The sequence below is a fragment of the Paenibacillus sp. FSL R10-2796 genome (assembly GCF_037965315.1).
GTDB lineage: Bacteria > Bacillota > Bacilli > Paenibacillales > Paenibacillaceae > Paenibacillus_AQ > Paenibacillus_AQ odorifer.
The window spans coordinates 2,978,377-2,992,563 of record NZ_CP150178.1 but is presented as its reverse complement, the minus strand read 5'-3'; the positions used below and the strand labels follow the sequence as shown (position 1 = coordinate 2,992,563).

Sequence of the window (14,187 nt, the reverse complement as noted above, 5' to 3'; positions counted from 1 at the left end):
AGGTTAAAAACACAAAAAAGGCAGTCCAAGAATGCGCTCTTGGACTGCCTTTTTTATTATTTTTTATATTGCTACACTGCCCGTGAATACGACCTCAGCAGGTCCAGTCATATAAACATGATTATCCTCTTCATTCCATTCAATATAGAGATCGCCGCCCTTTAGACTAATCCAAGCTGCCCGGTCTGTAAGATCATTCAGCACAGAGGAGACAAGGGTTGCACAGGCTCCAGTGCCACAGGCAAGCGTAGGTCCTGCCCCACGTTCCCAGACACGCATATCCACTCTCCCCCGATCCAGTACCGTTGCGAATTCAACGTTTACTTTTCTCGGGAACAAAGGATGTACCTCAAGCTTAGGTCCCCATGTGGCAAGATCAAAATTCACTGCATCTTCTACGTAAATCACGCAATGAGGATTTCCCATGGATACCGCTGTGAACGTAAATTCGGTTCCGTCCGCTTCAATCGGCTGAGAGAGCACTGGCTCTGCATCAATAGATACTGGAATTTGCAGACCGGACAATACAGGTTCGCCCATATCTACAGTTACAGTCTCCACAACACCGTCTTTCACGTTTAATGTAACCTTTTGTTCTCCGGCACCAATCGTTTCTATTACAATCTGCTCTGAGCTTACCAGTCCGTGGTCATATACATATTTAGAGACACAGCGAATAGCATTTCCGCACTGCTCCGCCTCCGAACCATCAGAATTCATAATACGCATCATGAAATCGCCACGCTCAGAAGGAAGGATATATACCAGTCCGTCAGCACCGATTCCAAAGAACCGGTTGCATAGGGTTACAGCAAGCTCCGCTGCATTACTTGGCAGCTCTTGCTCACCGAAAACAACGATGAAGTCATTACCGAGGCCGTGCATTTTTGTAAATTCCATTAAAAGTCCACTCCTAAAGGTTATGTTATGTTAGCATTCGCTTAAGCTTAAGGTTCTGTGTAATTTAGCATTTCGCAAGCATATGAGCGGTTAACTGCAACAAGTATACCTTTAGGAATGGAGCATTAGTATTGACTTTATGCTGAAATTTTTGTACTTTTTATCATCGTACTGCCGCTGCGCCCACGATTACGTTTGCCGCCCCAAACACTGCCGGCACCCATCAAGAAGGTTGGGATCCCCGCTGTTACAAACACCAGACACCATTCGCGGAAATTGAGCGGCACTGTTTTGAAGACAGGCTGGAGCACAGGCACGTACATTACGGCCAGCATCAGTAAGACTGATGACAATACGGCAAGCACTAGATACTTATTCTGGAACGGATTGCGGTGGAACACTGAGCGCGAGCTGCGGCAATCGAAGACGTGGATCAACTGTGCCATAACAAGTGTCGCAAAAGCCACCGACTGTGCGCGAATCAATTGTGCAGGATTCTCTGGTGCTATACGTAAAGTTAGCCAAAATGCTCCTAGCGTACATAAGCCAATTAAGAGTCCACGGCTTATAATTTTCCAGCCTAAGCGGCGGGCAAAAATATTCTCTTTCGCACCACGCGGTTTATGCTCCATCAAATCCTTCTCGGGCTGATCCACGCCAAGGGCCATCGCTGGCAGTCCGTCTGTCACCAGATTGACCCAAAGGATTTGAATGGGAACGAGTGGCAATGGCAGAGCGAGCATCATGGCAAAGAACATTGTCAGAATTTCTCCTACATTGGATGCCAACAAATAACGAATGAATTTACGAATATTCTCATAGATGTTTCTGCCTTCTTCGATGGCAGCAACGATCGTAGAGAAGTTATCATCTCCGAGAACAAGTGATGATGCTTCCTTGGTCACATCTGTGCCTGTGATACCCATGGCTATTCCGATGTCCGCAGCCTTAATGGCTGGAGCGTCATTCACTCCATCTCCGGTCATAGCCACTACGTGACCATGACGTTGTAGCGATTTAACGATCCGAAGCTTATGCTCTGGAGATACGCGGGCGAATACATACACATTGTCCGATACCTTATCCAGTTCATCATCATCCATCCGGGTTAACTGAGCGCCTGTCAGCACCGTTCCACCACGTTGCAGAATTCCCAGCTGGTGAGCAATAGCCTCGGCAGTTGTTCCATGGTCACCGGTAATCATAACCGTCTTGATCCCGGCCCGGCGTGTGACGCTGATGGCATCGCGGACTTCACGACGTGGCGGATCAATCATTCCAGCCAAACCAATAAAGACTAATTGATTCTCCGCATCCTTTTCACTATTCACATGTTCATTTGGTCGCATATCCCGGTAAGCCATACCTAGCACACGAAGGGCTCCAGAAGCCATCTGCTCATTGGCATCAAGCACCTTTTGCCGCAAAGTCGGCGTACAAGGCACAACACCGCCCTCCCAAAGCATGTATGAGCAGCGATTGAGCAGTACATCGGGCGCACCTTTTGTACATACCATCCGTCCTCCAGGATGGCCTACGATCACAGACATCAGCTTCCGCTCAGAATCAAACGGAAATTCCTGTTCACGAGTGTAGGTTACGGCAAGCGTCTGAGCGGTAAGTCCCATCTTTCCTGAAAGTGCCACGAGCGCTCCTTCAGTCGGGTCGCCCTTCAGTTCCCAAACGGAAGTGTTGTCTGCAGACTTTTCAAGAATAGCATCCTTATCCTTCCCTTTGCGTTTGCCTCGCACTTCAGACTGGAAGGTCTCGATGATTTCTGCGTTGCTGCATAATGCGCCGACCTGCAACATCCGCCGTAAGCTTTGATCATGTTTTAGATCCACTGCTTTACCTTTCTCCAGAACCTGTCCATTTGGAGCATACCCTTCGCCTGATACCTCAAGACCACGTCCACCTGTCCATAATCGGGTCACCGTCATTTTATTCTGCGTTAAAGTTCCTGTCTTGTCTGAACAGATTACCGAGGCACAGCCCAGCGTTTCCACTGACGGCAATTTACGAACGATAGCTTTGCGTTTGATCATCCGCTGCACACCTAGCGCAAGCGCAATAGTTACAATAGCGGGGAGCCCTTCCGGAATCGCGGCAACTGCCAAGCTCACACCCGCCAAGAACATGGAGGTGGCAGGCTGTCCATGCAGAATACCTGCTGCCACAACTACAATTGTCAATCCCAGAGATACGTAGATCAGAATCTTCCCTAGCTGCTCAAGCCGATGCTGCAAAGGTGTTTCCTGAGAATCCGTATTTTGGATTAGATCTGCTATCTTACCCATTTCCGTATTCATACCGGTACGGATTACAACAGCTCGCCCTGTTCCTCTGGTTACCATTGTGCCCATGAAGCCTAAATTCTTCTGATCACCAAGCGGAATCTCTTCTGCACGGATCGCTTCCGAATGCTTCGAGACAGGCAATGATTCCCCAGTAAGTGCGGATTCTTCCACATATAGAGCACTGCATTCCAACCAACGTACATCAGCAGGAATCCGATCACCACTCTCCAGCAAGACAATATCGCCTGGCACCAACAGCTTGGCTGGGATAATCTCGCTATTCCCTCCACGTAGCACTTTGGCAGAAGGTGCGGAGAGCTGCTTTAAAGCTCTTAGCGAACGTTCGGCGCGAAACTCCTGAACAAATCCAAGCGCTCCATTCAGTAGGATAATCGCGATGATCGTGATGGCATCCAAGTATTCGCCTAGCAACCCGGATACAAGCGTTGCACCCATGAGCACAAGCACCATGAAATCCTTGAACTGGTTCAACAGCAGGGTAAACGGAGATACTGTCTTTCCTTCCGACAGCTCGTTGTACCCGTTCTCCTTTCGTCTCTCCGCGGCTTCCTCATCACTGAGGCCCGTCCTTGGCTGGACATTGAACATTTTCTGCAGCTCTTCTGCACCGAGACGGTGCCAACTGTTTTGTTCCATGACTTTTCTTTCCCTCCCGGTCGTTTCTTTACTTCCGGCGGCGCACAGCTTTTCCACCTGTTCATGACAAATGTATTCAAGGTCGTCCAATAATATCACCCCTATCCAATTCCCCTTTTGCGCGAATGTCCTAAAGTATGGCATCATAGAGAGGTAAGCATAAACATCTTTGGCGTCCTTATAAGGACAGGTAGGCGTTTGAGCGAGAAATATAAGACATAAAGTATTGTGTGAAACTTTTACTTTCTTATATTTAAGAAATTCATTTCACGGCGACAGGAGAGCTTTATCATGGCATTAGACGGCATTGTTACCCGAGCTATCGTGCACGAATTGCAATCATTCATAGGTGCACGTATAGGAAAAATATATCAACCGAACAATCACGATTTAATTTTTAACCTGCGCGGCGCAGGTGGCGGCGGCAAGCTGCTGCTCTCTGCTAATCCAACGTATCCTCGGGTGCATTTTACCGAAAGAAACAGCATTAATCCTTCGGAAGCCCCCATGTTCTGCATGCTTATGCGGAAGCATTGTGAGGGAGGGACCATTGAAAGCATTACGCAGGTAGGCATGGAACGAATTATTCACATAAACGTCAAGACTAGAGATGAGCTTGGCGACGTATTTGCCAAAAAGATCATCATTGAGCTCATGGGTCGGCACAGTAACATCATTCTTACTGATCTCAGCTCTGGAACGATCATAGACGGCATTCATCATGTAACTCCATCGATTAGCAGCTATCGGATTGTGATGCCCGGCATCGCCTACACAGAGCCGCCACAGCAGCATAAGCTGAACCCTTTGGAGATTGGCCAGGAGCAATTTCTTAATTTAATCTCGGCTGCTGAAGAAGCTGCACTGATAGAGGATGTTGAGGAGGAATCTGAGCCAGAAGAAATCATTGAGGGAGAGCTTGCTAATCTGATCACAAAAGAAGCAGTAGAGCAAAAACCTGACGGTTCTGGCGGTCCATCTCCCTCAGCTGACCCGGTGGGCTGGATGGTACATGCTTTCAGCGGAATGAGCCCGCTGATTGCTGGTGAAATTGCTCTTCGTCTGAGAAACACCCTGGATAAAGGCGAAGTTACAGAATCCGAAGCAGCGTTTCCGACACAGTTATGGATTGCCTTTCATTCCGTAATGGTCCCCGTACGTGATAACGAATTTTCTCCTGTTGCAGGTGCAAACGCAAAAGGTAAGATGATTTTTTCTGCAATCCCCTTAACACTTCTGGGTGAGAGTGCGAAACATTACAACTCCATAAGTGAATGTATGGAGGATTATTACGGGGATAAAGCCGAGCGCGATACTGTAAAGCAACGGGTGAGTGATTTGATCCGTTTCCTCAGCAATGAACGGAGCAAAAACGTTAAGAAACTCGCTAATTTGCAGAAGGATCTCGACGAGGCTCAGGATGCTGATCGTTACCGCATTTGGGGTGAGTTGCTTTTCGCTTCATTACACGCGGTATCCAAAGGGGATAAAGAAGCCTCCTTGGTCAATTATTATGACGAAAATCAGGCAGAGATGGTGATTCCGCTCGATCCGTTATTAAATCCTTCGGACAATGCACAACGTTATTTCAAAAAATACAACAAATATAAAAACAGCCTGCTTGTCATTAATGAACAGCTTTTGAAGACGCATGAGGAAATTTTGTATATGGAGAGTCTGCTGCAGCAACTTGCCCACGCTTCCCTCAACGACATTGAGGAGATCCGCGACGAGCTTGTAAGCCAAGGTTATCTGCGTGACCGGAGCAAAAAGGGTAAAAAGAAGAAAAAGGCCACCAGACCCACATTACAGGTCTTCACCTCTTCGGAAGGAATCGATATTTATGTCGGCAAAAATAATTTGCAGAACGAATACGTCACCAATCGGCTGGCTTCTCCGAATGATACTTGGCTGCATACCAAGGACATCCCCGGATCACACGTGGTCATCCGAAGTGAGCAATTTGGAGATGCAACGCTAGAAGAAGCCGCTCAGCTTGCCGCTTATTTCAGCCAAGCCAAACAGTCCAGCAGTGTGCCTGTGGACTGTACATTGATCCGCTATGTACGTAAGCCAAGCGGTTCCAAGCCGGGATTTGTAATCTATGATCATCAAAAGACACTGTTCGTCACACCTAATGAGGAAAGAATTAAGAGTCTTCCAAATACTTTGAGAAGCTAACTACTAGATATAAAGAAACCTCCAGCTGCAGATGTTGAACATCTAAGGCTGGAGGTTTTTATAATTTGCTCCGCAAATCGACTAATTTCATGCCTTTTTGTTTAAAAACTTCAGTACTTCTGTAGAAACCGTAACACTGCCGATATCCCCGTGAAAAATTACGCCTTGACGGGCACCATGAAAGTCAGAACCTCCGGTTATTAACAGATTATAATCCTCAGCCATAACTTGATAACGTTCTTCTTCCGCAGGTCCATGATCAGAGTGATAGACCTCAATCCCTTTAAAAGCGCCTTGCTCCAGAATATCTCGCACCAGAAGGTCATCCCCGTACAAGCCCGGGTGGGCTAATACTGGAGACCCTCCTGCCTCAATGATCCACTCGCAAGCTTCCTCCGGTGTGATTCTGGGAGGTGACACATAGGCTGCTGCATCCTCGGCCAAATACTTGTTGAAGGCATCTCTCATATCGGTAGCTGCCCCAAGCCGAACCAGCTCGTCGGCAATATGTGGCCGGCCGATGCTTTCGTCAGGCTTCAATTCCCGCCCGATCCCCGCTATAACCTGTTCCAAGGTAATCGCAATCCCAAGGTCTTGCAGCTTGGTAATTATCGCTTCATTCCTAAGTGCCCGGGTATCTCTTAGCCCTACCAAACGTGAGAGAAATTGTTCATTCTCAGGATCAACATAATAGCCCAGCACATGAATGTCTTTGCCACCAGCACGCGTACTGATCTCTACACCAGGCACAACGGTTATTCCGTACTTCTCTCCTGCTTCACAGGCTTCCTTCACGCCAGCTACTGTATCATGATCCGTAATGGCAACAGCGCTTAGCCCCTTCTCCTTAGCAAGCCGTACATTCTCCGCTGGCGGCTGCATGCCGTCAGAGGCTTGAGTATGGGTATGGAGGTCGCATACATCCTTAGCAGATAGGTTACCTGCATTCTCCCACTCTTCCCGCAGAATCCCCATTTTTATGGCATCATAGTATTCTCCTCGCACGATTCGTGCTTTACGGACGCGAGCTTCCTCCACCATGCCACATTTCGCTGCCAACCCGATCATTCTTTTATTCCCTGACCAGGTGCCTATTCCAAGACGGACTGTATCAAGAGAATTAAATAAATAATCTATCCACATCTTAAACGCTTCCGTACCGTAACCACCTGACCAATAACTAGAATCAAAGATTACTATACCAATCTCCATCCAGTTGGTTTCTTGCGATATCCAGTAGCGCCCTACTTTGCCCTTTACCTTGCCGTCTATTTCTATGATCAACAGGTTACGCGGGGTTTCCGTCTCAACTAACGCCAAATGACCTATGTAGTCCTCGGTAAACTTTTCGAATCTTTGATGTGCCAGAGATTTATAGGGACCATCCCATTTCAAGTGTTCACGGTCTTCAGCTTCATGATAGTGATAATAAAGCTTCTGAAAATCAGCCTCTGTAATATCGCGCAATACTAGCTTTTCTCCACGTAGAACAATTGACATTGTAATATCCCCCGCTTTAACTATCAGATTTGATTCGAATGCTCACGCAAATAAGTCAGGAAGGTTACTGCAGAAATTGGCAGCAGTGTTGATTTTAGATGAATAGCGTAGAATTGTCTTTTAAAAGAGGCATCGGAGATATTCACAATTTTCAACAGTCCCAGCGCAACTTCATGCTTAACCGAAGAGGTCGATATGATCGTTATGCCAAGACCTGCTTCCACCGCTGATTTCACAGCTCCCGTACTTCCAAGCTCCATCACGATCTTCATAGTTCCCGGATCAAGTCCCTTGGAGAACAGCTGCTCCTCCATCACACGCCGCGTTCCTGAGCCCTGCTCACGCAATACAAAAGGATGCTGAAGCACTTGCTCCAAGGTAACCTCTTGCTGCTCCGCAAGTGGATGATCATGTGGCACGATCAACTTCAGCTCATCCCCCATCACGGGCTCGATCTCCATGTCCGGATGTGTGACCGGGGCTTCAATTAAGCCAAAATTCAGTTGATGCTTGAGGATTTCCTCCATAATTTGCGAGGTATTCATCACTTTCATCATAATTGAAATGTTAGGATATTGCTTTCCGAAAGGGCCTAACAGCCGTGGCAGCACATATTCTCCTATCGTAAGACTCGCCCCAAGCTGCAGCCGTCCCTCCAGCATATGTGTGAATGCTGACATCGCTTGATCCGTCTCACGCATCAGCTGAATACTGCGCAGCGCGTATGGCATCAGGGTGTGCCCTGCTTCGGAGAGTACGATTTTTTTGGTGGAACGGTTAAACAATTTGGTGCCAAAATAATCCTCCAGTGCCTGTACCTGCATGGTCACAGCTGGTTGAGTCATATGTAAAGTCTGCGCCGCCGCCGAGAAGCTTCCCCGCTCGGAGACCGTATAAAAAATATGCAGCTGATGAAAGTTCATGCTTCGCAACTCCTTATATTACAAAAAGAACGTCCTTTAAAGACGACAATCGTTTCTCGTAGAAACTTAAGAATATTATAATCGTGCAGTATATAAATTCTTATATTTTTAAAAAGGACATGCAGACTCGCCGCATGCCTCTTGCCCGTTTCTTTATAGACTATTTGCGTCTTCGTTTCTTCTTCGACAGCTTTGTGCGGTGAGAATTACGCAGCAGTGAAAAATAGGTCTTTAAATCTCTCAACTGTGGCATCTCCGAGATTCTCCCAAGAAACGAAACGATGATCATAGAATATAATGGCTGGCCTGAGAGATCTCTCTCACCTGTCAATTCCGTAAACTCAGCGATTACTACAGAGTCATCGTCAATTAAATATGCGTTATAATCACTGCTTGAAAAGGGCTTAATCCGATTCTGCATTAGGCACTGCCACATCCATGCAGCGACCTCTTCGGCATTGCTTGCACCATTGCTGATGCGGTCCATATAACGGCTCTTCGCATGATTGGTTATAACGATATCGGCGACCCTGTAATCGTTCAGCATGATGTGGAAGGGCTCATAAGTGCTGGGCCAATCCGTCCCCTTGTTGCGCATCATCATCACACTCCACCATAAGGGTCTTAGTATGCACTTAATGTTGTCATCTTACCTCATTGCCGAAAGTTGTACAAGTTTCTACCGTCGAGAGTAATGGCGTTTTTTTGTAAATAAGCATAAAAAAAACAGGCGCTGTTTAAGCGCCTGTTTATCTCCTGGAATCACATACTGTAATTACGGGACTTGTCCGGTCCATTACTAGTATACTCTGTCTTAATTTCGTTACGATAAGATCTTTCAATCTTTCGCACATAGGAGAGTCTGCGGACATTCTTCATAACTTCCTCGGCCCGTTCTGCATTTACATACATAACTGCATAATGCATTTTCCGAGAAACATAATGTAATGTTCCGTATTTCTCAAGGTTACGTGCCGCTTTAACGTCACTTACCCAAATGATGTATCCTGTCCGTTCCGCAAACATAAGCTAAACCGCCTTTCTCTCTCTAAATCCTAAGGGAAGCTTATCCGCAGGAGCATTTTCCCCCGCTGCCGCATCCACCTTTAGGGGAAGGATCATTACTTGGTACTTTAATGCTATCGGATACTGAAAAAGCAATCGCTTCCGACATGGAATGCAGAATGTCGTCAAGGGTCTTCTCTGCCAGCTTGAAACGAACAACTTCTTCGAACCGCTCCAGTTCCGCTTCTACTGCCGAAACCTCATCCTTTGCTGAATGATAATTCGGGTGGAAATGTCCGAATCGCTGTGTTTCTTCAAACAACTCCTTCTTAGTCTGAAGTCGTTTGACCATGGCCTGAATTTCGGGGTTCGTATCAACCCGTCCTTTCCAGTATAAGTAATCCGACACCTCGGCGGATTGATTAATCATATCGCCTAATTCATAGGCGTATGTCAGCACTTCAGCCATATCGACCGTATTTATTTCAGCTACGCTCATGAACTCAGCTCTTTTCTTCGTTAATGATCTACCGATTCAGTAGACTTTTCTATCATACCATAATCACTCGCTTGAGCAGAAGAGGAATTTCTTCGTCCTTTGGGAATAACTAACTTCATTTCCTTCCAGTCTTCCGGAGTGAGCTCTATATCTTCAACCGTTTCACCATCGTGATAGAGCAGCTGTCCGGAAACTCTCCATGGATTTCCGCTTATGCGGGAAGGGATAAAATCTAACATCTGATCTTTTAGTGCAAAACGCACTTTGACTCCCCATCTTAACCCTTGCTCCATCACCTTTTGTGCAGTCGAGCTATGATAATGCCGCCATTCTTTGCTCCAGATCTGCGGTACATTTTCTCCACCGAAGAGAATCTCCTCCTCTTGTTCAGGAGCAATAACCGGCAGGTTAAGAAAAGGATTCCCTTTGGACAGCAATCCTAGTTCTACATTCAGCTCTGGAAGAACATACGTTGCCTCGGGGTTTCCTGTTTCATGAGGAAACCAACTCCACCCTACGTTTGGATCCTCCCCTTGTCCTCCAATGATTCTGGAAGGCGCTAGCCCCGCGGAGTACAGTTCTTTTCGTATCTGTTCCATATATTCCGGGTCCACTATGAAATGTAAAGGACCGATACGTTCAAGATTCTCCTGTAAACGCGGGTGAGCTGCGATAGCAGCTCCATCGGCTTCCGTCTGACAGGTCAAGAGAATTACTTGCGATAGTGAAGTACGGCCAATGCTTTTTGCCCATTGCTCAAGGGACATTTGAACCCCCGAAGGAAGCCCGCCCAGAGCATGCTCGCTTATCCAGGAGATGATGTCATTCGGTGACATTCCACGCTCAGCTGCAAGTTCCAACCTCTCTTTCGTCAGCTGGAAGCTCCATATCGTATCACTTTGCTGGAGCTCAGCGCAGCCAGCCAGTGTCCATCGTACAGAATAGGGGACTTCCGGTGGAACCAGCACCTCGAAATCCGGCTGCACAATAAACTGTTCCTGTGTATCTCCAGACCCAACAGCAGCGAATGATCCCCTCTCAGCAGATAGCATTGGCTTAGCAGCGGTCCAGCGAAAACACAACATGCCCTCAGCGGTTTCTCCCAGTTCACACCAGCCAAAGCCTGTTAAACAACGTAACCAGTTCAAGCTTGACTTCTCAAGCTCATTACGGGCAATGTTACCTGTGAGATTAGAAGCCATCATCCAGTCTAATAGTGCGGGCAGCATTATCCATTTCCCGGGGATAAAATCTGCATTAGAAATTATATAACGAAAATGTTGATCGGCTGGGCCCACGCTTCCAGAGCGATTAATTACAATCCCATAAAGAATGTCACTCATCGTCGCTTCAGGAAGCTGCAGCCAACGATCCAACAGCTCCAGATCAAGCGTGTATCCGGCACTCTGCCTGCGAATAAGTCCAAGACACAGCAGGATATCCACCGTCGCTATGACAGAAAGTGTGTTCTGTTCCTCTAAAAGAGAACCTACGGAGAGCCCTTGCAAATGCTCCTCCCCAAAAGAAAGCTGCGCCGCTAAGCGGTTAAGATGCTTTTTATGAATAATCCCCTTGGCTGTCAGCGGCAACCCTTCCCAAGCGGTGAACAGCAAAGCCCGAAACAAATCTATCGCCAGTCCGGCTCCTGCTTCCATGGTAAGACTCACTAAATGCCCGGCAATGAATTGCGGCTGATACGGGAAAAATTCTTGTTCAATTGCCGGCAGCTGATCAACAGGAATCTGGTACAGCTTTTCGCCTAATATTTTATGCCTTGCAGTTAACAGCCCCTCGCGGCGCAATTCGTTCATTGCAAGCTTTTGCTCAGCACGACAAAGCGCCACAGGGCGCAATCGTTCTTCCTTCCCTTCCTCAAACGGCTGGGCAGCATAAGCTGCACATAATCGCTTTAAGACCTCTAATGCTTCTGTAGACAGCTGGTTCAATGGATGGTTCTCTCCTCTCCACTCGGCATCTTTTTAACGACATATTCATAGCCCTGCTCAGTCAAAAACATCCGGCGGCGCAAAGCGAAATCCTGTTCCCGGCTATCTTCAGATACCAGTGTATAGAAATAGGCTTTATTCTCCCCCGCTTTGGGACGGAGGATTCGACCTAGTCGCTGGGCTTCCTCCTGCCGTGATCCATAAGCTCCCGAGACTTCAATAGCAATTGACGCGTCAGGTAAATTCACCGCGAAATTCGCTACTTTTGACACCACCAGTACCTGTATATCTCCCTCGTTAAAAGCCGCATATAGCTCGTCTCTTTCACGCTGCTTCGTTTTGCCGGTAATTAAAGGCGCCCCGATCCTGTCAGCCAGTTCACTTAACTGGTCGAGATATTGTCCAATAACCAGCACCGAAGAACCTGTATGGACCTTTAGAAGCTTGGCTACAATTTCAGCTTTGGCAGGATTGCAGGAAGCCATACGAAATTTTTCTTTTGCCGCCGCGTACATATATTCTTGTTTAAGCTCCGGATTCATCGGCACAATGATCTCTACACATTCCACTTCAGCGATCCAGCCCTGCTGCTCCAGCTCCTTCCAAGGCAAATCGTAGCGTTTCGGTCCGATTAAAGAGAACACATCCCCTTCCTTCCCGTCTTCTCTAACCAAAGTGGCTGTAAGCCCCAGTCGACGTGTAGCCTGAATGTCTGCTGTAGCCCGAAATACAGGCGCTGGAAGCAGGTGAACCTCATCATATATAATCAAGCCCCAATTGCGTTCGTTAAACAGCTTCATATAGAGAAACGGACCGTCTTTGGACGAACGATGCGTTAATATTTGATAGGTGGCAATGGTGACTGGCCGCACTTCTCTTTTTTCACCAGAATATTCCCCCACTGCCTCCCCAGCCAAATCTGTTCGCTCCAGCAGTTCATCCATCCATTGCCTTACGGACGTTGTATTTGAAGTTAAAATCAGGGTTTCACATTGGAGACTTTCAAGTACTGCTACTCCTACAATTGTCTTCCCTGCGCCACAAGGCAGCACCACCACACCGCTTCCCCCTTGTCCTTCTGTCCCTTGAAACAGCTGAACGGCCTCCTGCTGATATTCACGTAAGCCAAATGAATCGTTTGCCGAATCAGCCTTGCAGGTATCGAGATTCTCCTTCCAGGTCAAGCTAAGCGCTTGCCCTTCATGATATCCGGCGTAGTCGAGAACTGGATAACCCAATCTCATCAGCTCTTGTTTCAAAAGCCCTCTATTCTCCGCAGGGCACGCGCATTCCAGAGGATTTATTCTCAGTAGACCCAGCGATTTTAGACCTTGTTCATCACTCAATTCATCCAAAAGCTCAGGAGCATCCGCTCTTAACATAACGACCTCATTCTGAGTCTCTTGGCCATGAAGAGTCAGCTTTCCATATCTGGACAAAAGAGTTTCGATTTCCTCCTCCAGTCCTGTGGGAACACCCCAGCGTGCAAGGTGATGCAGGCTAGTGATAATCTCCTCAGCAGTATAATTAAGCGCAGCTGCATTCCAAAGAGATAAAGGGGTAATTCGGTAGGTATGGTAAGCAGGAGGACTTTTTATCAGCTCCGCGAAGGTCCCTAGCTTTTTCCTTGCCACCTCAAAATCCGGATGAGCACATTCCAGTAAAATTGTCCGGTCCCTGCGTACGATGCACGCTCCTGATCCATTCATAGCTTTTCCTCCCTAGTGTTCAAGTAATTTAAGCTTGCGCTATGTAATTTTGTTTATTTTCATATAACAGGAAAAAGCCCATCCCCGCATAACGGTCATGAGCTTCCCTATCTGACTATTTAATGTAAATGCTGCTGCGAAATATCATGGAGGGCTTCACCAGCTTCATCCGCAAAAATGTCGCGCACAGCCAGATCTCCAATCGACACTACGCCCACCAGCTTCTGGTCACGTGTCACCGCCAGCCTGCGAATTTGACAGCCAGCCATTACCTCTGCAGCCTCATCTACTGAAGTATTCTCCGAGACGGTCTGAATCTCTTTACTCATTACAGTTTCCACTGAGGTTGAACCAGGATGTTTAGCCGCATAACCTCTAATCACGAGATCGCGGTCAGTAATTACACCGAGCAGTGTCTTATGTTCTTCATTATCAACAACAGGTATAAATCCAGTGTCATAATCTCGCATTTTCACGGCAACTTCATACACATTATCTTGCAGCGTAACCGTTGCAGGCTCCTTCGTCATAACCTCTTTCACTGTTTTCAAGAATGAACCCTCCTAATCA

Annotated in this window: 11 protein-coding genes and 1 pseudogene; 1 reads left to right on the top strand and 11 read right to left on the bottom strand. The window is 47.2% G+C overall.

Annotated features, from left to right (window positions below; genetic code table 11):
• Positions 1–63 precede the first annotated feature (63 nt).
• Together dapF and NST58_RS13525 are read right to left on the bottom strand one after the other, a co-directional pair.
• The gene (dapF, locus tag NST58_RS13530) at positions 64–900 is read right to left on the bottom strand and encodes a diaminopimelate epimerase (RefSeq protein ID WP_076129138.1); all 837 of its coding nucleotides are present in this window, start codon (positions 898–900) and stop codon (positions 64–66) included.
• A 137-nt stretch (positions 901–1,037) separates the two neighbouring features.
• Entirely contained in the window at positions 1,038–3,854 is a 2,817-nt protein-coding gene (locus NST58_RS13525; RefSeq protein ID WP_076129137.1) for a calcium-translocating P-type ATPase, SERCA-type, read from the bottom strand.
• A 291-nt stretch (positions 3,855–4,145) separates the two neighbouring features.
• Here NST58_RS13525 and NST58_RS13520 point away from each other — a divergent pair, with 291 nt between their 5' ends.
• Positions 4,146–6,035 carry an NFACT RNA binding domain-containing protein gene (locus NST58_RS13520; protein ID WP_339248330.1) on the top strand — a complete coding sequence of 630 codons (1,890 nt, stop codon included), beginning with the start codon at positions 4,146–4,148 and terminating at the stop codon, positions 6,033–6,035.
• 87 nt (positions 6,036–6,122) lie between these two features.
• Here NST58_RS13520 and NST58_RS13515 read toward each other — a convergent pair whose 3' ends face one another.
• The 9 genes and pseudogenes from NST58_RS13515 to NST58_RS13475 all read right to left on the bottom strand — a co-directional run bounded on the left by NST58_RS13515 (position 6,123) and on the right by NST58_RS13475 (position 14,168).
• The gene (locus NST58_RS13515) at positions 6,123–7,010 is read right to left on the bottom strand and encodes a PHP domain-containing protein (protein WP_339248768.1); all 888 of its coding nucleotides are present in this window, start codon (positions 7,008–7,010) and stop codon (positions 6,123–6,125) included.
• 72 nt (positions 7,011–7,082) lie between these two features.
• Positions 7,083–7,535: pseudogene (locus NST58_RS13510) on the bottom strand (GNAT family N-acetyltransferase); the annotation flags it as partial.
• Positions 7,536–7,558: 23 nt separating this feature from the next.
• Complete coding sequence (locus NST58_RS13505) at positions 7,559–8,458, bottom strand: selenium metabolism-associated LysR family transcriptional regulator (protein ID WP_076129135.1); 900 nt, start codon at positions 8,456–8,458, stop codon at positions 7,559–7,561.
• 160 nt (positions 8,459–8,618) lie between these two features.
• Complete coding sequence (locus NST58_RS13500) at positions 8,619–9,056, bottom strand: hypothetical protein (RefSeq protein ID WP_076129159.1); 438 nt, start codon at positions 9,054–9,056, stop codon at positions 8,619–8,621.
• A 164-nt stretch (positions 9,057–9,220) separates the two neighbouring features.
• Positions 9,221–9,484, bottom strand: a complete 264-nt coding sequence (locus NST58_RS13495; protein WP_036686170.1) for a YlbG family protein — start codon at positions 9,482–9,484, stop codon at positions 9,221–9,223.
• Positions 9,485–9,524: 40 nt separating this feature from the next.
• Entirely contained in the window at positions 9,525–9,962 is a 438-nt protein-coding gene (locus tag NST58_RS13490; protein WP_076129134.1) for a YlbF family regulator, read from the bottom strand.
• A gap of 20 nt (positions 9,963–9,982) precedes the next feature.
• Complete coding sequence (locus NST58_RS13485; protein ID WP_339248326.1) at positions 9,983–11,908, bottom strand: helicase-associated domain-containing protein; 1,926 nt, start codon at positions 11,906–11,908, stop codon at positions 9,983–9,985.
• The gene (locus NST58_RS13480) at positions 11,905–13,617 is read right to left on the bottom strand and encodes a DNA repair helicase XPB (protein WP_339248325.1); all 1,713 of its coding nucleotides are present in this window, start codon (positions 13,615–13,617) and stop codon (positions 11,905–11,907) included. The genes NST58_RS13485 and NST58_RS13480 overlap by 4 nt, the downstream gene beginning before the upstream one ends.
• A gap of 119 nt (positions 13,618–13,736) precedes the next feature.
• Positions 13,737–14,168, bottom strand: a complete 432-nt coding sequence (locus NST58_RS13475) for a CBS domain-containing protein (protein WP_076223876.1) — start codon at positions 14,166–14,168, stop codon at positions 13,737–13,739.
• Positions 14,169–14,187 lie beyond the last annotated feature (19 nt).